Origin of the sequence: Kitasatospora cystarginea, assembly GCF_039533515.1 — a bacterium.
In the GTDB taxonomy this organism is placed as follows: Bacteria; Actinomycetota; Actinomycetes; order Streptomycetales; family Streptomycetaceae; genus Kitasatospora; species Kitasatospora cystarginea.
The window spans coordinates 52,460-73,513 of the sequence record NZ_BAAATR010000014.1 but is presented as its reverse complement, the minus strand read 5'-3'; the positions used below and the strand labels follow the sequence as shown (position 1 = coordinate 73,513).

General features: G+C 71.2%; 20 protein-coding genes, 1 tRNA gene and 1 pseudogene. 9 read left to right on the top strand and 13 right to left on the bottom strand.

All coding sequences use genetic code 11. From position 1 onward, the window contains the following. Positions 1 to 2 precede the first annotated feature (2 nt). From crcB to ABD369_RS17495, 3 genes are all read left to right on the top strand, one after another. On the top strand, positions 3 to 377 hold the full coding sequence (gene crcB / locus ABD369_RS17505; RefSeq protein WP_344637445.1) for a fluoride efflux transporter CrcB: 375 nt from the start codon (positions 3 to 5) through the stop codon (positions 375 to 377). Positions 378 to 1,372: 995 nt separating this feature from the next. Next, positions 1,373 to 3,589: a DEAD/DEAH box helicase gene (locus ABD369_RS17500; protein ID WP_344637347.1), complete on the top strand. Its 2,217-nt coding sequence runs from the start codon at positions 1,373 to 1,375 to the stop codon at positions 3,587 to 3,589. A gap of 112 nt (positions 3,590 to 3,701) precedes the next feature. Next, positions 3,702 to 4,529: a TIGR02452 family protein gene (locus ABD369_RS17495; protein ID WP_344637346.1), complete on the top strand. Its 828-nt coding sequence runs from the start codon at positions 3,702 to 3,704 to the stop codon at positions 4,527 to 4,529. Between the two features lie 53 nt (positions 4,530 to 4,582). On the opposite strand, the gene ABD369_RS17490 is transcribed toward ABD369_RS17495, so the two are convergent. The 4 genes from ABD369_RS17490 to ABD369_RS17475 all read right to left on the bottom strand — a co-directional run bounded on the left by ABD369_RS17490 (position 4,583) and on the right by ABD369_RS17475 (position 7,992). Next, positions 4,583 to 4,879 carry a hypothetical protein gene (locus ABD369_RS17490; protein WP_344637345.1) on the bottom strand — a complete coding sequence of 99 codons (297 nt, stop codon included), beginning with the start codon at positions 4,877 to 4,879 and terminating at the stop codon, positions 4,583 to 4,585. Between the two features lie 123 nt (positions 4,880 to 5,002). Beyond that, entirely contained in the window at positions 5,003 to 5,713 is a 711-nt protein-coding gene (locus tag ABD369_RS17485; RefSeq protein WP_344637344.1) for a tyrosine-protein phosphatase, read from the bottom strand. Between the two features lie 115 nt (positions 5,714 to 5,828). Next, positions 5,829 to 6,575, bottom strand: a complete 747-nt coding sequence (locus tag ABD369_RS17480; RefSeq protein WP_344637343.1) for an SDR family oxidoreductase — start codon at positions 6,573 to 6,575, stop codon at positions 5,829 to 5,831. Positions 6,576 to 6,777: 202 nt separating this feature from the next. After that, complete coding sequence (locus ABD369_RS17475; protein ID WP_344637342.1) at positions 6,778 to 7,992, bottom strand: DNA glycosylase AlkZ-like family protein; 1,215 nt, start codon at positions 7,990 to 7,992, stop codon at positions 6,778 to 6,780. Positions 7,993 to 8,182: 190 nt separating this feature from the next. Between ABD369_RS17475 and ABD369_RS17470 the strand changes: the two genes are divergently transcribed. Both ABD369_RS17470 and ABD369_RS17465 read left to right on the top strand, forming a co-directional pair. Next, positions 8,183 to 8,857, top strand: a complete 675-nt coding sequence (locus ABD369_RS17470; RefSeq protein ID WP_344637341.1) for a nucleotidyltransferase domain-containing protein — start codon at positions 8,183 to 8,185, stop codon at positions 8,855 to 8,857. A gap of 129 nt (positions 8,858 to 8,986) precedes the next feature. Then, positions 8,987 to 9,059, top strand: a tRNA-Lys gene (locus tag ABD369_RS17465). Positions 9,060 to 9,141: 82 nt separating this feature from the next. On the opposite strand, the gene ABD369_RS17460 is transcribed toward ABD369_RS17465, so the two are convergent. Together ABD369_RS17460 and ABD369_RS17455 are read right to left on the bottom strand one after the other, a co-directional pair. Continuing rightward, positions 9,142 to 10,713 (bottom strand): site-specific integrase, encoded by a 1,572-nt coding sequence (locus tag ABD369_RS17460; protein WP_344637340.1) that lies wholly within the window; start codon positions 10,711 to 10,713, stop codon positions 9,142 to 9,144. After that, positions 10,710 to 11,342 (bottom strand): helix-turn-helix transcriptional regulator, encoded by a 633-nt coding sequence (locus tag ABD369_RS17455; RefSeq protein ID WP_344637339.1) that lies wholly within the window; start codon positions 11,340 to 11,342, stop codon positions 10,710 to 10,712. The genes ABD369_RS17460 and ABD369_RS17455 overlap by 4 nt, the downstream gene beginning before the upstream one ends. A gap of 88 nt (positions 11,343 to 11,430) precedes the next feature. Here ABD369_RS17455 and ABD369_RS17450 point away from each other — a divergent pair, with 88 nt between their 5' ends. Together ABD369_RS17450 and ABD369_RS17445 are read left to right on the top strand one after the other, a co-directional pair. Next, entirely contained in the window at positions 11,431 to 11,694 is a 264-nt protein-coding gene (locus tag ABD369_RS17450; protein WP_344637338.1) for a hypothetical protein, read from the top strand. A 539-nt stretch (positions 11,695 to 12,233) separates the two neighbouring features. After that, positions 12,234 to 12,503, top strand: a pseudogene (locus ABD369_RS17445) (DUF3631 domain-containing protein); the annotation flags it as partial. Positions 12,504 to 12,648: 145 nt separating this feature from the next. On the opposite strand, the gene ABD369_RS17440 reads toward ABD369_RS17445, so the two are convergent. From ABD369_RS17440 to ABD369_RS17410, 7 genes are all read right to left on the bottom strand, one after another. Continuing rightward, complete coding sequence (locus tag ABD369_RS17440; protein WP_344637337.1) at positions 12,649 to 13,773, bottom strand: UDP-N-acetylglucosamine--N-acetylmuramyl-(pentapeptide) pyrophosphoryl-undecaprenol N-acetylglucosamine transferase; 1,125 nt, start codon at positions 13,771 to 13,773, stop codon at positions 12,649 to 12,651. 143 nt (positions 13,774 to 13,916) lie between these two features. Then, the gene (locus tag ABD369_RS17435; RefSeq protein ID WP_344637336.1) at positions 13,917 to 14,357 is read right to left on the bottom strand and encodes a low molecular weight protein-tyrosine-phosphatase; all 441 of its coding nucleotides are present in this window, start codon (positions 14,355 to 14,357) and stop codon (positions 13,917 to 13,919) included. Further along, the gene (locus tag ABD369_RS17430; RefSeq protein WP_344637335.1) at positions 14,354 to 15,493 is read right to left on the bottom strand and encodes a DegT/DnrJ/EryC1/StrS family aminotransferase; all 1,140 of its coding nucleotides are present in this window, start codon (positions 15,491 to 15,493) and stop codon (positions 14,354 to 14,356) included. Before ABD369_RS17430 ends, ABD369_RS17435 begins: the two co-directional genes overlap by 4 nt. Positions 15,494 to 15,513: 20 nt before the next feature. Next, positions 15,514 to 16,494 (bottom strand): ATP-grasp domain-containing protein, encoded by a 981-nt coding sequence (locus ABD369_RS17425; RefSeq protein WP_344637334.1) that lies wholly within the window; start codon positions 16,492 to 16,494, stop codon positions 15,514 to 15,516. Between the two features lie 11 nt (positions 16,495 to 16,505). Next, entirely contained in the window at positions 16,506 to 17,516 is a 1,011-nt protein-coding gene (rfbB, locus tag ABD369_RS17420) for a dTDP-glucose 4,6-dehydratase (protein ID WP_344637333.1), read from the bottom strand. Positions 17,517 to 17,772: 256 nt separating this feature from the next. Next, complete coding sequence (locus tag ABD369_RS17415; protein ID WP_344637332.1) at positions 17,773 to 18,348, bottom strand: ATP-binding protein; 576 nt, start codon at positions 18,346 to 18,348, stop codon at positions 17,773 to 17,775. Beyond that, positions 18,345 to 18,725: a hypothetical protein gene (locus ABD369_RS17410; RefSeq protein ID WP_344637331.1), complete on the bottom strand. Its 381-nt coding sequence runs from the start codon at positions 18,723 to 18,725 to the stop codon at positions 18,345 to 18,347. Before ABD369_RS17410 ends, ABD369_RS17415 begins: the two co-directional genes overlap by 4 nt. 392 nt (positions 18,726 to 19,117) lie before the next feature. On the opposite strand from ABD369_RS17410, the gene ABD369_RS17405 reads away from it, so the two are divergent. After that, positions 19,118 to 20,506, top strand: a complete 1,389-nt coding sequence (locus tag ABD369_RS17405) for an NsdA family TPR-like regulatory protein (RefSeq protein ID WP_344637330.1) — start codon at positions 19,118 to 19,120, stop codon at positions 20,504 to 20,506. A gap of 21 nt (positions 20,507 to 20,527) precedes the next feature. Further along, positions 20,528 to 21,022 (top strand): TrmO family methyltransferase domain-containing protein, encoded by a 495-nt coding sequence (locus ABD369_RS17400; RefSeq protein ID WP_344637329.1) that lies wholly within the window; start codon positions 20,528 to 20,530, stop codon positions 21,020 to 21,022. Positions 21,023 to 21,054: the final 32 nt, after the last annotated feature.

The window sequence follows — 21,054 nt, the reverse complement described above, 5'->3', positions numbered from 1 at the left end:
TGGTGAACTGGCTGCTGGTGCTCGCCGGGGCCGCCGTCGGTGCGCCGCTGCGCTATCTGACGGACCGTGCGGTGCAGGCCCGGCACGACACGGTCTTCCCCTGGGGGACCTTCGCGGTCAACGTCGGCGGCTGCCTGGTGCTGGGGCTGGTCACGGGAGCGGTGACCGCCGGAGCGGTCGGCTCGCAGGCGCAGCTGCTGCTCGGTACCGGCCTGTGCGGGGCGCTGACCACGTACTCCACCTTCTCGTACGAGACGCTCCGGCTGGTCGAGAGCGGGGCCGGGCTGCTCGCGGTGGCGAACGTGGCCGGGAGCCTGCTGGCCGGTCTCGGCGCGGTCTGGGCGGGGACCGGGCTGGCGGACGCGCTCTGGGCCTGAGCAGGGTCCCCGTCCGGCGGCGGACGCCGCCGGTTCACCCGTACGGCCCCGGGCCCGGTCCCGGTGCCGGACGGCCATCGACTCGGCCGCTGCCCGTGTCCGGGCGGCTCCGCGCGCGTTGGGCACCGTAAGCGGAGCGTGCGCGGGCGGCCGTCCCAGGCCGGCCCGGGCGGGGCGGGCAGGAGAGGTGGCTCGGTGATGGCAGGGCGGGTGAGGGCCGGGCGCGTGGTCCGGGTGGTCGCGGGGGGCAGCGGGGGGCGCCGTCCGGGCGGGAGCGCGCGGGCGCGGGTGGCCGGCTCAGTGGTGCTGGCCCTGGCCGGGATGGGGATGGCCGGGTGCATGTCGGTCGGGGCGGGTTCCGCCGAACAGCCCGGCACGCAGCCGGTCGGGCAGACCGATGTGATCGGGAAGGCCGGAGCCAGCGGCGCGCCGGTCAAGGCCGGCAGCGGTCTGCGGGTGGAGCGTCCCGGTGAGCACGGTGCGTCCGGCGAGGCGCCGGCCGCCGGGGGTGCCGGGGGCGCGCCGGGAGCGCCGGCGCCCGGGGCCACCCCGCCGCCGGCCGCCGGGCAGCCGGGGTCGACGCCCGGCACGGAGCCGGGCGGTGCCCCGAGCGGGAGCCCGGAGACCCGTCCGAGTGCGCCGAAGCCTCCGGGCCCGCCGAGCGCGTCTGCGTCCGCCTCCTCGGCCGCCCCGCCCAGTACCGCCCCGAGCACGCCCGGGCCGCCACCCACGAAGACGCCGGACCCTTCGCCGAGCGGCAGCCAAACGGTGGCCCCGACCGGCGGATCCACCGGCCACTAGCGCTGTGGCCAGCGCATTTGCCTTGGATCCGGAGGTTCCTCTATGGTGGTAGATCGTTCGTTTGATCCATTTGACTGGCGCCCTGTTCCCATCTGGCGCCCTTGGCGCGTTCCGGCGATCCGTGGCTGACCGCATAGAGGCGGTTGTGAACAGAACCCCGGACTTAGGCGCGTGCCACTTCCGGAAGGTTTTGAATGTCTCTCATTGACGACGACCGCTTCGCCATGCCCGCGAACGGTTCGGACGCCGATGTTCCTGCCGCCGCCGACTCCACCGAGATCGCCGAGATCACCGACGCGGAGACCGCCGAGCCCACCGTCACCTTCGGTGACCTGGGCCTGCCGGACGAGGTCGTGCGCGCCCTCGCCAAGCGCGGCGTCACCACCCCGTTCCCGATCCAGGCCGCGACCATCCCGGACGCCCTGGCCGGCAAGGACGTGCTGGGCCGCGGCCGTACCGGCTCCGGTAAGACCCTGAGCTTCGGTCTGCCGCTGCTGACCCGCCTGGCCGACGGCGAGCGCACCAAGCCCAAGCACCCGCGCGGCCTGATCCTGGTGCCGACCCGCGAGCTGGCGATGCAGGTCGCCGACGCCCTGGAGCCGTTCGGCTCGGTGCTCGGCCTGCGGCTCAAGGTCGTCTGCGGCGGCACCTCGATGTCCAACCAGATCTACGCGCTGGAGCGCGGTGTCGACGTCCTGGTCGCCACCCCGGGCCGCCTGCGCGACCTGATCAACCGCGGCAGCGCCAAGCTGGACGACGTCCAGGTCGCCGTGCTCGACGAGGCCGACCAGATGGCCGACATGGGCTTCCTGCCCGAGGTCACCGAGATCCTCGACCAGGTTCCGGCCGGGGGCCAGCGCCTGCTGTTCTCCGCCACCCTGGAGAACGAGATCGACACCCTGGTCAAGCGCTACCTGAACGACCCGGTCACCCACGAGGTCGACCCGTCGGCCGGTGCCGTCACCACCATGACCCACCACATCCTCGTGGTGAAGCCCAAGGACAAGGCGCCGATCACCAACGCGATCGCCGCCCGCAAGGGCCGCACGATCATCTTCGTGCGCACCCAGATGGGTGCTGACCGGGTCGCCGAGCAGCTGATCGAGGCCGGCGTGAAGGCGGACGCGCTGCACGGCGGTATGACTCAGGGCGCCCGTACCCGGGTTCTGGGCGACTTCAAGGACGGCTACGTCAACGTCGTGGTCGCCACCGACGTCGCCGCCCGCGGTATCCACGTGGACGGCATCGACCTGGTCCTCAACGTGGACCCGGCCGGCGACCACAAGGACTACCTGCACCGCTCCGGTCGTACCGCCCGCGCGGGCCGCTCCGGCACCGTCGTCACCCTGGTGCTGCCGCACCAGCGCCGCAGCGTCTTCCGCCTGATGGAGGACGCCGGCGTCGACGCCGGCCGCCACATCCTGGACCACGCCTTCGACCCCGAGGTCGCCAAGATCACCGGCGCCCGTTCGCTGATCGAGGTCCAGGCCGAGTCCGCCTCGGGCATCGCCGGTGCCGCCGAGCGTGAGGTCGCCGAGATGACCCGCCAGCTGGAGCGGGCCCAGAAGCGCGCTGCCGAGCTGCGCGAGGAGGCCGACCGGCTGGCTGCCCGGGCCGCCCGCGAGCGGGCCGAGCTGGGCATCGAGGACGAGGTCGAGGCCGCCGCCGAGGAGGCCAAGGCCGACGCTGCCGAGACCGAGACCGCCGCTCCGGCGGCCGAGGCCACCCGTACCCCGTCGTACCGCGAGGCGCGCGGCGAGCGTGCCTCCTACGGCGACCGCGACCGTGGGCGTGAGGACCGCGGCTTCGGCCGGGACCGCGACCGGGAGCGTCCGTCCTTCGGCCGCGACCGCGGTGACCGCGGCTTCGGCCGGGACCGGGACGAGCGCGGTGGCCGTCCGCAGGGCGGGTTCAACCGCGACGACCGTGGTGGCCGTTCCTTCGGCGACCGGGACCGCGGTGAGCGTGGCTTCGGCCGTGACCGCGATGAGCGTGGTGGCCGTTCCTTCGGTGACCGTCCGGCCCGTTCGTTCGGCGACCGTCCGTCCTTCGACCGCGACCGCGGTGACCGCGGTGGCCGTCCGCAGGGCGGGTTCAACCGCGACGACCGTGGCGGCCGTTCCTTCGGCGACCGGGACCGCGGTGACCGTGGCTTCGGCCGTGACCGCGATGAGCGTGGTGGCCGTTCCTTCGGTGACCGTCCGGCCCGTTCCTTCGGCGACCGTCCGGCCTTCGACCGCGACCGCGGCGGCAACACCCGTCCGTTCGCCCGCCGTGACGACCACCGCTCCGGTGGCCGTCCGCAGGGCGGCTTCAACCGCGACGACCGCGGCGGCCGCTCCTTCGGCGACCGCGACTCGCGTGGCGGCAGCTACAACGGCGGTGACCGCAAGCCGCGTTGGAAGAACTGACGCACCGCGCTGAGCTCCGGCCGGGCCCGCTCCACTTCGGTGGGGCGGGCCCGGCCGCGTTGCGCCCGAAACTCCGTGGTGGCGCGGCGCCGGCTCAACTACGGTCGCCGACATGAGCAGTAGGTTGCACCAGATCGCGGTCGTGAACGAGGAGATCGCGGAGCGCGGCAGCTACCGGGCGGACGGCACCGGAGCAGTCGTGGAGATCGGCGGGCTGCTGGCCGCCGCCCGGGCCGGGACGGTCTCGTACGGGCCTGCGGAGGTGGTCGGGGGCATCGGCCGGGGTCCGTTCACCGGGGCGCCCGAGGTCACCGCCGAGGGGAGCATGCAGGCGGCCCGGCGGCTGGTGGAGGAGGGCGGCGAGCACGTCGGCGTGCTCAACTTCGCCTCCGCGCGGAACCCGGGCGGCGGGTACCTGCGGGGCGCCCGCGCGCAGGAGGAGGACCTCTGCCGCAGCGCGCTGCTGTACCACTGCCTGCTCGCCGCCCCCGACTACTACGAGGCGCACCGGGCCTCAGCGGACCTCCGCTACAGCCACCGGGTGGTCTTCTCCCCGCGGGTACCGGTGATCCGGCAGGGCAACGGCGCGCTGCTGGCGCGGCCCCACACGGTCTCCTTCCTCACCTCGCCGGCGCCCAATGCCGGTCAGCTGGCCCTGCGCGCGGGCGGTACTCCGGTGGACGTGCGGGGAGTGCTGGCCGAACGGGCCGAGCGGGTGCTCGCGGTGGCGGCGCGGCACGGGGTGCGGGAGCTGGTGCTCGGCGCCTGGGGCTGCGGGGTCTTCCGCAACGACCCGGCGGAGGTCGCGGCGGCGTTCGAGCATGCGCTGGGGGCGTACGGCGCGGCGTTCACGCGGGTGGTGTTCGCGGTGTGGAACCGGGCCGCGGGGTCAGTGAACCGTACGGCCTTCGAGCGGCGCTTCGGCAGGTCGGCCGGCTGAGCTCCCCTGCCGGGGCGCTCGGCCGCTCGGACGGATCCCGGGCACCGGGGCGCTCAGCGACGGGTGGCGATCACCGAGGCGGCCACGACGACGCCGGTGACCGCGAAGACGGAGGGCCAGGCGCCGATCTTCTTCGCGAGCGGGTGCGAACCGCCGAAGGCGGCGACGTAGAGACCGGTCAGGGCAGCGGCCGTACCGGTGCCGGCCTGCCGCTGCCACTGGTACGCCGAGGCGGCTCCCGCCGCCGCCAGGACCGCCCCGCCCAGCTCGCGCCGGCCGCTCCAGCGTGCGGTCCCGTACCCGCCGATGAGACCGGCCGCCGCCACCGCCGCTGTCGGGATCTTCGCCATCGTCCAACGCCTCAGGTGCGCTGTTCCTCGGATTTCCGATGAACCTAACGCGCACCCGGCGTGGGGAGTGCCGCGGCTCAGCCGGTCAGGGCCGCTCACCCGGTCAGCGTCGCTCGGCCGGTCCTATCCGGTCAGGGCCGTGCGGAGGGCGGTGAGCTCGCCGGTGGTCACACCATGGGCGCGGAGGAAGGACTCCACGGAGCCGTGCAGCTCGTGCAGCCGGTCCAGGGCGTCGAGCAGACACTCGGCGGTGACGGGACGGGAGAGGCGTTCCGCGCCGGTCTCGTCGGTGTACGGGACGGGCCCGTCGAGCAGGCCCAGGCCCGCGTTGGAGCGGAGGAAGCCGGCGGTGATGTCGGCCTCGGCGGCACCGAGCAGGCGCTGCAGGACGGCGGTGGTGAGGCCGGTGCGGTCCTTGCCGACCGCGCAGTGGACCAGGGCCGGGAGCGCGCCCGGGGAAGCCAGGTGCCGGACGAGGGCGGCGATCGAGCGACCGGCGGTCTCGGCCATGTAGAGGTAGAGCGCGGCCTGGTCGTCCGGCCAGGGCCGCTCGTCGCCGTGGCGCTCCGGGAGGGTCGGCAGGTTGAGGGTGGTCAGGTCGAGACCGTGGAGCTCGTCCGGCCAGTGCGCCAGCTCCACGGCGCCGCGGAGGTCCACGACGGATCGGATGCCCAGGGCCTTGAGGCGCTGTGCGCCTTCCGGGGTCAGCTGGTTGAGCGAGCCGGAACGGTAGAGCCGTCCCGGGCGGATCGGTCCGATGGCCGCGTCGCGGAGGTTCCGGACGCCGGGGATGTCGAGGAAGGGTGACGCTGCGTCGGAGTCGCACAGGCTCATGCCCGCCACGGTAGCCCGCCGGGGTGTCCAGCGCGGGGCGTTCGGGATGAACGGTGGGCGTCGGTGCCGTCGGGGACCGCTGCCGGCAGTGTCCGCCGGTGCCGCCGCCCGGTGTTCAGCGCCCGCCGGAGAGGTCGAGGAAGGTGCCGGTGGCGTACGAGGCGGCGGGGGAGAGCAGCCAGAGGATGGCCTCGGCGACCTCCTCGGGCCGGCCGCCGCGGCCCATCGGCAGGCTGGGGGCGATCCGGTCCACCCGGCCCGCTTCGCCGCCGAGCGCATGGATGCCGGTGTGGATCAGGCCCGGCCGGACGCAGTTGACCCGGATGTCCTCGCGGGCGACCTCCAGGGCCAGTCCGCGGGTCATGGTGTCGAGGGCGCCCTTGGCGGCGGCGTAGTCCACGTACTCGTTCGGCGCGCCGAGGCGGGCGGCGGCGGAGGAGACGTTGACGATCGCGCCGCCGCTGCCGCCGTACCGGGTGGACATCCGGCGGACGGCCGCACCCGCGCACAGGAACGGCCCGGTGATGTTGGCCGACCAGGTCCTGGCCAGCCGCTCCCCGTCCAACTCGTCCAGGCGGCACTGCGTCTCCAGCGTGCCCGCGTTGTTGACCAGGCCGGTCAGCGGCCCGAGTTCGTCGTCCACGGTGCGGAACAGCCGCTCCACCTCGGCACTTCGGCTGACGTCGGCCCGGACGGCGAGCGCGGTACCGCCGGCCTCGCGGATCCCGGCCACCACGGCGGCCGCCGCGGCCTCGTCCGCACGGTAGTTGACGCACACGTGGTACCCACGGGCGGCGGCGAGCTTGGAGGTGGCGGCGCCGATACCGCGGCTGCCGCCGGTGACCAGTACGACCTCGGACATGCTGGAGCCTTTCGATACCGGCTGGGTGCACTGCTCGGGCCACCGTAGTCCACATGGCGTAAGTGTCCGACCGAGGAGGGGACTTGGGGCGGTCGTGCCGCCGTGAACGCCGAACCCCGCACGGGATCGATCGCCGAGTCTCACACCGGATCGATCGCCGGACCGGGCGTGCGTGGGCGCGGCCGGGCGCGCCCGAGTGCGACTACCCGTCGTCGGAACTCTCAGGCAGATCCCGGCCGCTGGCGGCCCGGAGCGCGGCGATCTTCGGAGCGCGGCTCTTGGGCGAGTCGAGGCTGAACCCCCGGGCGTCGCCCAGCTGGTCGCGGACGAAGGCCTCGGTGCGGGCGATGGTGTCGCGCAGCTGGGTGTCGGCCGGGACGAACAACTGGTGCACGATCTCGCGCTGTTCGGTGTCGTACTCCCAGAAGCCGATGATCCGGCCGCGGTCCACCACGATGTGCGTCTGCGGGTCGGCCTCGCTGCCGAAGCTCCGTCCGGCCTCGGCCCCGGGCGCCGGGCGGTCGGCGTCGGCCTCGTCGACCAGCCGGGACAGGTCCCGGTGCAGCAGGTGCAGGCCGTCGATGCCGGCGAGCAGCGCGTAGGACGGCGTGGCGGGTACGGTGAAGGCGGTGAGCTCATCGGCGAGTTCGGGGCTGATCAGGAGGTCGGTGCCGGGCAGGGGGATCAGGCCGAGGGTGGCGACGGCCTGCTTCGCGGTGGCCGCGGGGAAGCCGGAGAACCAGCGGAAGTTCTTCAGCGAGGCGGGGGCCGCCCAGGAGAAGTACCGCTGTGCGAGCTCGGCGGCGGACCCCTTGACCGTCTGGTCCCAGCTGACGTAGCCGTAACGCTGCTGGTCCAGGCGCCCGTTGACCGGTACCCGGCGGATCCGGCCGCGGGCCTGCATCAGCCCGAGGGCCAGCGGCAGGGTGGTGGTCAGCCCGCGCTTCTTGCCCGCCTCGCCGAGGCCGCGGACGGCGCCCCCGGCGGCCTCGCGGATCGCGGCCGGTGGCAACGGCACTGACCCGTCCAGGAGTTGGCCGATCCGCAGGCAGAGCTTCTCGATCTCGTCACGGCTCACCCCCAGGTGCTTGACCGCCGCGGCGAGCTCGCCCTCGGGCGCGGCGGCGCCGACGGCCAGGCCGAGCGCGAAGTCGGCCGCCGGAAGGACGTAGGTGCAGCCCCGGGCGGACGGGAGTTCGTGCACCTGCAGCGCGGCGACGGCGGCGTCGACGGCCTCCCGGCCCAGGCCGGCCCGGGCGAACAGCCCGAGGTACGGGGCGGCGCCGCCGACCGAGCGGGCCCAGCCGGTGGCGGCCAGCACCTCGGCGGCCGAGGCGTCCTGGTGCGTGCCGTCCAGCCACTGCCGATGCGCCCACCAGGCACGGAGTGCGGCTGCCGGGATCTCGCTGTTCGCCATGCGGTCCAGTATCGGCGCGGGGCGGCGGGGGTTCGGGGAGCGACGTGCCGGGGCCGACGGGCCGGATCGACGTGCCGGGCGAGCGCACTCCCGTGGCCCGGCACCGGGAATTCGTTCGCACTTGGCGCGCCGAGCGGGGAGACTGCCGACATCCCGACATCCGTCACCGCGCCGAGGGGGCGGTCCACCCGTGCACATACTGCTCTCCGGCATCGTCGGCTCCACCGCCTACGGCCTCGCGCACGCCGGTTCGGACATCGACCGGCTCGGCCTGTTCGCCGCGCCCACCGAGCAGTTCCACGGTCTGCACCGCCCGACGGAGTCACAGGTCACCACCGCCCCCGACCGCACCCTGCACGAGGCGGCGAAGTGGTGCCGGCTCGCCCTGAGCTGCAACCCGACCGCCGCCGAACTGGCCTGGCTGCCCGCCGAGCTGTACGAGGTGCGGACGCCGCTCGGCGAGGAACTGATCGGGATCCGGCGCTCCTTCCTGAGCGAGCGCGCGGTACGGAACTCCTATCTCGGCTACGCCACCCAGCAGTTCAGGAAACTGAGCAGCCGCGACCCGTCCGACGAGACGTCCCGGCGGCGGGCCGCCAAGCACGCCAGGCATCTGGTCAGGCTGGTCCGGCAGGGACTGGCACTGCACGAGACCGGCGAACTGCGGATCCGGCTCACCGACCCCGAGCGGGTCCGCGAACTCGGCGAACGCTGCGCGGACCGCCCGGAGCTGGCCGCCGGCCTGCTCGCCGACGCGGAGTCCCGGTTCGACCGCTCCGGCGTCCTTCCGGCCGCGCCCGACGAGGGACCCGCCGAATCCTGGCTCCGCCGCGTCCGCCTGGCCCACCTGCCCTCCCCCGCCTGACCGCCCCGAACGCCCGCACCCGGCAGGAAAACCGGGCCGGCCCGGGCAAACCACTGGCCAACCGCCGGTGATCTCCGGGTAGGATCACCCTGGCAGGTGCTCTACCACCGCGGTGGAGCGCGAGCTGGCGGGCCGCTAGCTCAATTGGCAGAGCTGCGGACTTTTAATCCGTAGGTTCAGGGTTCGAGCCCCTGGCGGCCCACGTGGAACGGGGCGGGGAAACCCCCTCTGACCTGCAGCGCAGCACCCCGGCTAATTCGAGTAGCCGGGGTGCTGCTGCGTTCTCAGGCCGTCTGCGTGAGCGATGCGTGAGCGGACTGTGAATCAGCGCCCGGCGCGGTGGTGGACTTGGCGTCCTTCGACAGCCTTGCCCGGGGGACCAGCGCGGCAGCGGCCTCGGCCTGGGCGAAGGCCAGCTCGGGCAGGACGCTGGCGTAGATGTCGGCCGTAATGGTGATGGAGGAGTGACCGAGCAGCTCCTGGACCACCTTGAGGTCGGCACCCGCCGCGAGAAGGAGCGTCGCCGCGACGTGGCGAAGGTCGTGCAGGCGGATCGGCGGCAGGCCGGAGAGGGCCACGAGCCGCTCGAACATGTCGGTGACCTTGCCGGGGTGCAGCCAGCCGCCGTCCTCGTCGGTGAATACGCGGCCGGTGTCCTGCCAGGCCTGGCCCCACTTGTCTGCCTCCGCCTGCTGGCGGACGTGGTGGGCATTGAGGGCGCGGACGGTCTGCTCGTCGAGCGGTACGACCCGGAAGCCCGCGTCGGACTTCGGTATCGACTCCTCGACGTCCCAACCATCCTGAACCAGCTGGGTGGTGACGGTAAGCGAGGACGAGTCGAGGTTGGTCTCCGACCAGCCGAGGCCGCAGGCTTCACCGCGGCGAGGACCGCGGAAGGCCATAAGGTGCCACATCGCGTACAGGCGGTGGTCGGCCACGAAGTCGAGGAACTCGCCGGTCTGAGCGGGTGTCCAAACCATGACGGGCGATGGCTTGCCACCGGTCTCGCGCCACTCGGCGACGCGCTCCGGGGTCCAGAGCAGCGCCTTGGGCTTGCTCGCGGGATCGATCTTCACGTGGGAGGCCGGGTTGAAGGTGATGAGACCGTCGGCGATCGCGTCGTTGAGCGAGACGCGAAGGGTGCGTCGGATGTGCTGGCGCGTGGTCGGCCCGGTGACGCGCCTGAACGGCGGCATCTCGGCGATGGCGGCCTTCAGCGCAGCTCGGCGGGCGCGGTTCCCCTCTCCCTTCCAGGAGGAGGTCCGGAGCTTGTCCGTCGCCGCGCGCCGAAGAGCGTTCGCCTCCAGGATCTCCTCGTTGGTCTCGCAGATGCCGTTGAACATCTCGGCCAGGTGACTCACCCGGATCCGGTCGAGACGGAGGTACCCGATGCGCGGCTTGAGGTGCAGGCGGATGTCGACCTCGTACCGGCTGACGGTGGACTTTCGGGCGCGCTTGTTCTCCAGCCAACTGTCCAGCCACTCACCGACGGTGATCCGGCCTGCCAGATCGACGCCGCTCTTCAGCCGGCGGCGGGTCTCCTCGATATCGGGCAAGGCTGACTTTGCGTCAGCGACCTTCTCCAGCAGCTCGGCGATGAGTGCGAGGTCCTCCGGCTCATCCTTGGCGAGCGCGAGCAGGGAGCGGATGTGGTCGAGGTTGACCTGCGCCTCCTTGAGGGTCTCGTGTCCGGCACGGTTGAAGGCGCGGCGAGCGCCGTCGGCCCGGTTGGGCAGCTCCTGGCGTATGGAGTAGGAGCCGCGCTTGCGGCTGCCGAGCTTCGGGCAGGCCTTGCCGAGAGGCTTCCCGGTTTCGGTGTCGCGGCAGTAGCAGCGGTGGTAGGTGGAGCCCTTCAAAGCGGTCCTTCCTGGGTGTTGCTGATGGCGTCGAGTTCCTCATCGAGGAATGCGAGGTGTTTCGGTAGCGGGGGCAGAGCGATCTCCCACTCGCGCATTTCGGCACGGAGCGGGAGGAGATCCGACCGGACGGCTTGGACGAGTTGCTCGAACTGCTCGTCAGATCCAGGAGGCCAGGCTTCCCGGCCGGGCAGGAATTGGAGCTGCCAGGCGTCGCGGTGCGCTGCGCGAATCCTTCTCTCCCGAGAGGCGTGATCTCGGAGGAGCTGTAGGTCTCCGTGGAGGGCGATCGATCCGTCGCCGGTGAACCAGGCGAACGCCTCCGCGCGCGATGCGCTCTCGAAGGGGAGGTAGCCGACGTTGGTAGTCCCGGCGAGCGGGAAGACCAGGGCGGCCGGCGGTGTGTCGAGGGCCTGCGCGAGGACGAGGAGCTCGGGAACGGTGAGGGTCAGTCGCCGCCCGGACTCCCAGTTGGCGATGACGTTGCGCGGGATCGGGTGCCCGAGCTCCTCGCAGGCGTCTGCTAGGTCCTGTGCGGTCATGCCCAGCTCCTTTCTGAGTCTCTGGACCTCGGCGATTACTGCTTTGGTCATCCGGGTTGCCCACGGTTCCACATCGTCGTGTGTCATATCGACACTTTAGGTTCGTGCACTCTGTTCCTGGGTTCGGTGACGCGCCGATACCCGCCTCTTTGTGCTGTCTAATTCGGAGATTCCTATGCGAACTGATATGACGTCGATTGCCCTGCCGGGTATGGGTCGGACTGAGCTCCTGGCCCTCCCGGCGGCCATCGACCTGGATACGGCCAACCGGGCTATCGGGCTGGGTCGCAGCAAGGGCTACGAGCTCGCGCGCCGTGACGCCTACCCGTGCCGGGTGCTCCGGCTGGGCAAGAAGTACCGCGTCATCACGGCGGACCTCCTGCGGCTGCTCGGTGTCGAGGCGCCGGGCGCTGAAGGCCTGGCGGCTGATGCAGCTTGACGTCGTGAGAGGCCGATCCACAAGCCTGTCTGCCATTGGCGTACTTGCACGGGTGGAGTGGATCTTCCGGTCCTGTGGACATAGCTTCGTGGTCCCTCGGCGAGCGAAATGCCGAGGGACCACCACTCGGCAACCATCCAAGGGCGTCTGCAGGTTGAGGCAGGCGTCGACGAGCACCTGCTTGTGCCCACCTATGCGAAGGCCCCCGGTGCTGCGAACACCGAGGGCCTGACGAAGCCACCCCAGATCAGCCAAACCATTCGAACCGGCGGCGCCCGACTACCCGGTCGCGCGCTCCAGCGAGGAGCTTCACCATGGACTCTACTTCCCCGCACCCCCTGCCGGGAGGCCCAAAGCCGGGCTGGCCCCCCACCGCTGTCCCCGGAAAGCCCGGTCAGTACCGATCTGTGGTCGGTCAGAACGCCGAACTGACCGGTGACGCTGACCGGAACTCCACCGAAGTGACCGGGCTGGCCGACACGACCGTGGACCAGCCGGTCAGTGGCCCGGTCACCCCGGTCACTGACCGCGTGCCGTCCATGGTCGGTGGACAGAGTGACCGGCCGACCGCCGAGTCTGACACCGACGACCCGGGGGCCTGGTCTGGTGACCGGGCGACATCCGATGGGGTGACCGACGAAACCTCTGCCCCGGTCGCTCCGGCCACACCAGGCGCAGGCCTGTTGTCCGAACTTCGGTCAGCCATCGCCCGGTTCGTCATCCTGCCGTCCGAGCACGCCCTGGACGCAGTGACCCTGTGGGTGGCCGCCACCCACCTGCAGCCTGCCTGGCAGCACGCCCCGCGCCTGCTGTCCCGATTGCTGCCGATGCCACGACGCCGGGCCGCTCACGAATGCGGTGAGCGGCCCGCCCGGCCTGCGGCCCCAGCGTTGACGAAGTGCCTGCCCACCGTGATGGTGGACGGCACATTCATGAGTGGAGACGCCCGGTGTCTCAGCGTGCTTGGGCGAGAACCAGGTCCGCGAGTGCCTGTGCCGCGTCTGGGTGTCCCAATGCCCGTGACTTCGCGGCCATCTCGGTACGCAGCGCGTCGTCCTCGATCAGCCGCCGGACGCCTTGCTCCAGGCGGTCCGCAGTGACGTTCGGGCGCGTGATGGCGACTGCTGCGCCATGCTCCGCCAGGTAATCCGCGTTGCGGCGTTGCTCGTCGGCAGCGGTGGGCTCCAGGGGGATGAGAACGGCGGGCTTGCCGATTGCGGTCAGCTCTGCGAGCGTCCCGGCCCCGGCCCGGGAGATCACCACGTCGGCGGCGGTGAACACATCAGCCAGCTCCCCGTCGATGTAAGGCACGGGCCGGTACCGGTGCGCCAGGCGAGGGTCCAGCGTGGTGGCGTGGTCGGTCATCTTCTGGTGGTGGTCAGGGCCGCACTGGTGCAGCACCTGACATCCTGGCAGCAGCGCCGGCAGCACCTCCAGGACCAGGTTGTTCACCTGGGCGCTGCCCTGTGCTCCGCCGGTCACGTAGACCAGCGGAACACCGGGCTCCAGACCGTACTCGGCGCGGGCCTTGTCTCCGTTGCCTCGCAACAAGGCGGGACGGACGGGGTTGCCGGTGACGTGGGCACGGGCACGTGCGCGTCGGGGTAGTGCCTCCCTGGAGGACTCGTGGCTGAGGGCGACGGCTTTCGCGACGCGGGCGAGGAGCCGGTTCGCTAGACCCACGGAGGTGATCTGCTCGTGCATCACCAGCGGGCGGCCGGTGAGCGCGGCCCCCAGTCCGACGGGGACGGCGACGTAGCCGCCGGTCGAGAGCACCACGTCCGGACGCTGCCGGGCCAGATGGACGGTGGCCTGGAGGATGCCGTAGGGGACGCGGGCCATGTCCACCAGGGTGCGGGTCAGGGCGGCGGGGCTCAGCGAGCGGCGGACCTTGCCGGTGGCGATCGGCCGGAATGCGATGCCGTTGGCGGCGCTGATCCGTGCTTCGAGGCCCTTGGGGTTGCCGTACCAGGTCACCTCCAAGGTCCGGCCCTGCTGGGCGAGCTGTTCGCGCAGCGCGGTGATGGTCGTCAGGGCCGGGTAGGTGTGCCCTCCGGTGCCGCCGCCGGTAACGGCCATACGGAGAACGGGAGATCGGGTCATGGGGTGCGAGGTCTCCATCAGTCGAAGGGTGCCCGACTGAGCCTTGCCGGGCACCCCAACAGGGTCAAGTCGATCTCTCTCGTCAACGAGTCACTGACGGGAGGGATGTTGCCGAAGGACTACAGGGGCAGGTAGCGGGCGGCCCCGGCCTTGATGAGGGCGGCGCAGGAGGCGAAGACCTCCTCGGGCTGGTCAATGGGGTCGGGGACGTCCTCGTCACCGAGGTAGAGACGCAGCTTCGCGTCCACTTGTTCTCCGCCGAGGGCGCGGAGCTTGCCGAGGACGGAGCTGTCCATGGCGAGGATCAGGTCGGCCCAGTCCAGCAGTTCGATGGTGACCTGGGTGCCACGGTGGGCGGTGAGGTCGTAGCCGAGCTTGGCTGCAGCGGCGATCATGCCCAGGTGGGCGGGCTTGTCCTGCCACTTGCCGATCAGACCGGCCGACCGGACCTCGACGGCGCCGCCGACCTGCTGGGCGAGAACGGCGGCGGCGAGCGGGGAGCGGCAGTAGTTCCCCAGACAGACGGTCAGGATGCGCCGGGGTGCGGGCTCGTCGGTCATCGGGACGCCCCCGTCGAGAGGGCCTGCTCCAGGGCGGCGACGACTCGGTGGACGTCGTCCTCGGTCATGTGCTGGTGGAACGGCAGACTCAGGATTTCCTGCCCGGCCTGTTCGGTGACCGGAAGGCTCCGGTGCCAGGGGGCGAACGCGGGCTGGAGGTGGTTCGGCGGGTAGTGGACGCCCACCCCGATGTTCCGGGCGCGCATGAACTGGAACACCTCGTCCCGGAAGGGCACTCGTACCACGCACAGGTGCGGCACCGAGTAGTCCACGTCCACGTCAACCAGCTCCACCCCCTCCACTCCGTGCAGGGCGGACCGGTAGGCCCGCCACAGCTCCTTCCGGCTCACCTCGGTGGTAGCGAACTTGTCGAACTGGGCGAGGCCGATCGCCGCGTTGATCGAGGAGAGCTGGTAGCGCAGGCCGAAGCCGTCCACCTGGTAGGAGGTGATGGTCGCGCGTTCGGCCTGCGACTGGACCACCCCGAGAAGGCGAAGCCGCCGGATCTGCTCGGCTTCCTCGGCAGTGCGGGGGATGACCATGCCGCCCTGGCCGCAGGTGAGGTTCTTGATCGGCCCGAAGGAGAAGCACGTCAGGACACCGGTCGCACCGACACGGCGAGAGGTGTCGGCGTAGGAGCCGAAGGCGTGGGCGGCGTCCTCGATGACCGTGATGCCCCGATCGGCGAGGGTGCCGCGGATCGGGTCGAGATCGACGGCCCGCCCGCCGAACAGGACGGGCATCACGGCCCGGGTCGCCGGGGTGACTGCCTCCACCACCTGCTGCGCTTCGACGCACAGGGTGGCCGGGTTGATCTCGATGAACCGAGGGACGGCCCCGACAGCGAGGATCGCCTGGATGGTGGCGCAGAACGTCAGGGACGGGACGATCACCTCTTGGCCGTGGCCGACCCCGGCGGCGATGAGCGCAGTGTGGAGCGCGGCCGTCCCGGAAGTGACGGCCACCGCGTCCTCGACACCGAGGAACGCGGCGATCTTCGCCTCGAACTCCTCGGTGACGTCGGTGTGCCCGTACTGGCCGATCTCCAACACCCGCGCCACCGCGTCCGCCTCCTGCCCGTACAGGAACGGGCCGGCGTTGTGGCTGGCATCGGGCCTGACAGGGGTTTGGCGCATGGCGGTGCTCCTATCGGTAGTCAGGGGAGGGGGAGAGTGTCCACGTCACCGGTCGCCAGGGTCTCGACGTACTTGGTGAGGAACACCCCGGGCCTGTACGTGAGCCGGTCGTGATCGACGGGGAGGCCGAACAGGCCGCTCACCCACTGGCCCACCAGGTCGGCTCCGGCGGCCTCCGCGAGGGCGAAGCCGCCCGCCACGCGCACGTTCAGCTCCGTGATGGTGATCCGGCTGGGCTCCCCGTCGGGGATGAAGCCCTGGACGCAGCACAGCCCGGCCGCTCCGACCGCGCGCAAGGTCTCCTTCACCCGGTCGCTGACAGCGGTGTCATGGAAGGTGCTGGCTACAACCGCCAGCCCGGCCTTGACCAGGTCGCGGTGCCGCAGGATCACCGAGGCGCCGCCGGCACGGTCCACGAGGCAGTCGGCGGTGAACTCGCTGCCATAGATCCGCTCCTGGACCATGGCGTCCGGGACCAGCTCACACAGGACGCGGGCCTGCTCGCGGCTGTGGCAGAAGTAGACGTTCTGCGCGCCGTGGCCGCGCCTGGGCTTGACCACCAGCTCCAGGCTGGCGGGTGTCGCGTCGACCTCCTCCGGGAGGAACGTGCGAGGGGTGGGGATGCCGTGCGCGGTGAGGGCGTCGTGGAAGGCGGCCTTGTCCAGGCAGGTCTCCACCGAGGCCGCGTCCGGAAGCCAGACCTTCACCCCCAAAGCGGCCAGGTCGTCCCGCATCTCCAGCAGTGGCGGCAGGTCGTTCTCGATCCCCGCCGCGATCGCCTCCACGGACAGCTCCTTGCACAGGCTGGTCATGGCGGCGGGATAGCCGGGGTCGTCCGCCCGGGGAGTCACCTGGGGTGTTGTGCTGGGCAGGAGCAGGCCGGGGGCGAGCGGGTGCGCGTCGGTGCAGATGACCTCGTGCCCGAGGCGGAGCAGGCTGCGCGCGAGGTCGAATCCGGGGTTGGCTCCGACACCTGTGACCAGGATGCGCTTCGGCTTCACGGTGGCCTCCATCAGACGGGGTGGTCGATCAGCGCCGGGGCGGGCGCGGGATTGGTGGCGCGGATGCACAGAAGCGGTGCCCACCGGTCGGGGTTGCGCCGGTACCAGTCGCAGGTCTCGGCGAGCCCGTCATCCAGGTCCCTGACGGGCTGATAGCCCAGGCTGGCGATCTTCGAGCAGTCCATGGCGTACCGAAGGTCGTTGGACGCCCGGTCCGGGATGTACTGGATGCAGTCCCAGTCGGCGTCGAACAGCCGCAGGATGCGGTCCGTCAGCTCTCGGCTCGTCAGGTCCGTTCCGCCGCCAATGTTGTAGATCTGGCCCGGGGCACCGGAGCGGAGGACCAGGTCGATGCCCTGGCAGTTGTCCTCCACGTGGAGCCAGTTCCGCATGTGCTGGCCACGCCCGTGGAGAGTCGGGCTCTGGCCCTTGAGGAGACGGGTGATGAACAGGGGGATGATCTTCTCGGGGTGCTGGCGCGGCCCGTAGTTGTTCGAGGACCGGGTGACGCACACCGGCACCCCGAACGTCTGGTGATACGACAGCGCCACGAGGTCACTGGCGGCCTTCGACGCGGCATAGGGGACAGTCGGCCTCACCGGGTCGGTCTCAGTGGCCTGACCAGTGGGCAGCGGCCCGTAAACCTCGTCCGTGGACACGTGGACGAACCTGCGGATGCCGTGGTCACGGGCGGCAGCCAGCAGGGTGTGGGTGCCGAGGATGTTGGTGGCGAGGAAGTTCCCGGCCTCGTAGAAGGACCGGTCCACGTGGGATTCGGCCGCGAAGTGCACGATCGCCGTGTGTTCCTCGGCCAGTTCCCCAACCAGCCGCGCGTCAAGGATGTTGCCGTGGACGAACGTGAGCTTCGGGGAGAGCATCGCCTCGCCCAGATTCTCTACGTTCCCGGCGTAGGTGAGGGCGTCGAGTACGGTCACCTGAGCCACGTCGTCGGCGTCCAGCAGCCGCCTGGCGAAGTGCGAGCCGATGAACCCGGCACCGCCAGTGATCAGGACTTTCTCCATTGCTGCACCTCTCATTCCGAGAGCTGTCTGACGGAAGGCCCCGCCCGGAGCGGCCGGGCGAGGAGGAAACCCCCGCAGTTCGCCGCAATCACCCAGGGCCACGGCTGGCGGAGCTGAGTGTCACGGCGAACACCGAGGCCTTGTGGTGTCCGGCCCCGAGCCTGGACCGTGGGTGGAACGGTCTCGGCACGGGGGTGGCCCACCCGGCTGCTCGACCTGTCCAGGGCTGCCCCAGCCGGGCGGGAGTCTGGTGCGGCTACCGGGCCAGGGCCGGAGTCCGGGCCAAGGCACGGATCGGCGGGACGGTTCCGGTGCCGTGCGTGGTTGCGCCGACGGCGCGGTACTGGCCGCAGCGGATCAGGTCGTTGATCAGGGCTGCACGACGGGTGGCCCGGGAGGGGGCGGGCACCTCGACGGCCGGGTTGACCTCGATCTGCGCCCAGGTGCGCTTGCCGTGGGCGGTCGCCGTTACTCCCCAGTGGGCGGCCATTGCGTCCACCAGGAGCAGGCCGCGCCCGTGCTCGTCCTGGTCGCCCGTGCTTGTGGGGGCCAGGGTGCCGGGCTTGCCGTCGTAGACCTCCACGACCATGGCTGTGCCTTCGGGGGCCAGGTGAACCCCGACCAGCAGGTTTCCGGGAGCGTACATGGCGGCGTTGGTGATCAGCTCGGACGCGATCAGTGACACCGTGTCCAGATCGGGGCCGGTGATGCCCCAGCCGGAGGCGATCGAAGCGACTTCGGTGCGGCCGTCGTGCGCGGCTTGGGCGCGCTGGTCCCAGGTGCCGGTGGCGTTGATCCGCAGACGGCGCGATCGGATGAGAGCGGGGTTCACGACGCGGCCTCCAGGACGGGTGCGGCCGCTTCGCTGGCCGCGCAGACGAGGTATGCGCCTTGGTCGGCCAGAAGGGAGGCCAACAGGCCGAACTGGGCGCGGATCTGCTGGCCGGTCATCACACCCGGGATGACCATGGAGCGGGTCCAGGTGATGACGCCACCCACCTTGCCCGCTGCTACGGCGTCGATGACGATCTGCCAGCCCGCACGCTGCGCCAGAGGACGGTCTGCGTCATGGTCGGCGGCCTCCAGGACCACTGTCAGGCCCTGATGGTGGGCGTAGGTCGCGACGTAGCCGGAGAGCAGCCCTGCGGACGCGGGGTCGCCGGCGGCGGTGCAGACGTAGATGGCCACGGGGGCCGGTTCGGTGGGCATGCGGTTGGCTCCGATCGTGGATAGTGCCGTCTCGTCCGCGCGGGGAGAGCATGGACGGCACAGCGGTCTGCGGAGGCAGCGGCGACCGGGGAAGGGGGGCTTGTTGGCGGATGGTCGCGGCTGCCGAAAGCGTGCTCACCGAGGAGTCGTTGAAGGCACCGACACTGGAGGCGCCTGTCAATCGATAGTCAGCTGAGGCGTTGCCGATCATCGTTACGGCTCTCGCGGAGAGTTGGGCGGTTCGGGCCGCCAGGGTTGGCCTCCCGGTGAGTGCGGCGCGCACTCCAGGTCCCTGACGGCTGCAACCAGTGAACCCGCGGACCGCTACGAGGAGTACGGTGTTCGTCACGCCAAGCGGTTTAAGGGGTTTAACGGTTCGTAAGGGGGTGCGAATGGGAGCCGAGCGGAAGCCCAGCCCGAACCCAAAGCTGGCGGCGGTCATCGCCGAAGCCGGTTTCACCTACGAGGCGTTAGCCCGAGCCGTGAGCCGGGTCGCCGTGGAGAACGGCGATCCAAAGCAGACGAACAAATCTGCCGTGACCCACTGGGTCCGCTACGGCGTCATGCCCTCAGGCAACACCGGGACCTACCTCGCCGAGGCCCTGTCGAGGAAGCTCAAGCGCCTCGTCAGCCTTGCCGAGATCGGCCTGCCGGAACCCTCCCGGGATCTGCTCGACTGGCGCACGGATACGCTGAGCGCGCTGGCCGATCTTCGGAGGATCGACGTGGACGCAAACCGCAGGCGCGCAGTCGGGGCGGTCGCCTACTCGGCAGCCGCACTCGCACTTCCAGGTGCCGGCTGGTGGACTTCGATGGCCGAGCGAGGCGGCAGGCGGAGCACCCCGGGCAGCCGCAGCATCGGGCGTGGCGACCTCGAAGCCGTGCGCGACATGGCGGCCCTGTTCTCCCGGATGGATCAGCGTCACGGCGGCGGTCACGCCCGCACCGCTGTCGTGCAGTACCTGACCACCGACGTTTCCGCTTACCTGCAGGGCACCTTCAAGGACGACAACGTCCGCCGCGAGCTCTACGGTGCCGCCGGCGAACTCGCCTACCTGTCCGGATGGATGGCCTTCGACAACGGAGAGCACGCCACCGCCCAGCGGCACTTCACAGTCGCGGTGAAGCTCGCAGCCGAGGCCGACGACCCCCCGCTGGCCGCCCACGTGCTGCGCGCGATGGCCCACCAGGCGATCGACCTCGGCCACAACAAGCAGGCCCTGGACCTTGCTACGGCCTCGGTCGACGGCCAGCGCTACGCACTCGCCAGCCCCCGCGAGAAGGCCCTCCTCGGCGTCGTGCATGCCCGAAGCTTGGCCGCCACCGGGCAGCATCAGGCCGCAATGGCAGCTCTGCTGAAGGCCGAGGACCAACTCGCGGCTGCTACTCCCGGCGACGACGAACCTAGCCGCGTCTTCTTCTTCCAAGAAGCCTCCCTCGCCCACGAGACCGCCTCCGCCCTGCGGGACATAGGAGAGCTGGACGCGGCCGTACGCGAGTTCCAGCGCAGCGTCCGCACCCGCAGGGCCACCACGTTCACCCGAACCCACGCCGTGACCCTCGGCTACCTCGGCCAAGTCCAGGCCCGCCAGAACAACATCGAAGAGGCGTGCGGTACGTGGTCCGCCGCCCTCGACGCCATGGACGGCGTTCGCTCCGGCCGCACCCGGCAAGCCGCCGCCGACATGCGCTCCGCTCTCTCGCCGTTTCGGCGACGCGGCATCCGTGCGATCAACGACGTGGACGCCCGAGCCGCCGACTACCTGGCCGCAACCTCCTGAACCCGCACGGAAAGGACCCACATGGCAGACCGTGAGACCTTCGAGGTCGAAGCCCTCGGCCACGTCGTCGGCGGGCGAATCGAGCCCACCGACGACTACTGGGGCGGTACCCGGGCGATCATCCGCCTCGATGCCGACCGGTTCACCCCGGATGCCACAAAGGGCCTGGAAGACTTTTCCCACCTGGAGATCGTCTTCCGGTTCCACCTCGCCGACCCGACCGACCTCAACCTCGGAGCTCGCCGCCCCCGCGACAACCCCGACTGGCCCGAGGTCGGCATCTTCGGACACCGCAACATGCGCCGCCTCAACTGGCTTGGCGTCTCCCGCTGCCGCCTGATCAAGGTGGACGGCCTGGACCTCCACGTCGAAGAACTCGACGCCGTGGACGGCACCCCCGTCCTGGACGTGAAGCCCTGGTTCACCGACTTCGGGCCGCGCGGCGAAGTCCACCAGGCCCAGTGGACCACCGACATGCTCGCCGACTACTTCGCCCGCCGGGCACAGGACGCCTGACCGGTGTTGCCACACGTCACACTTCAACACAG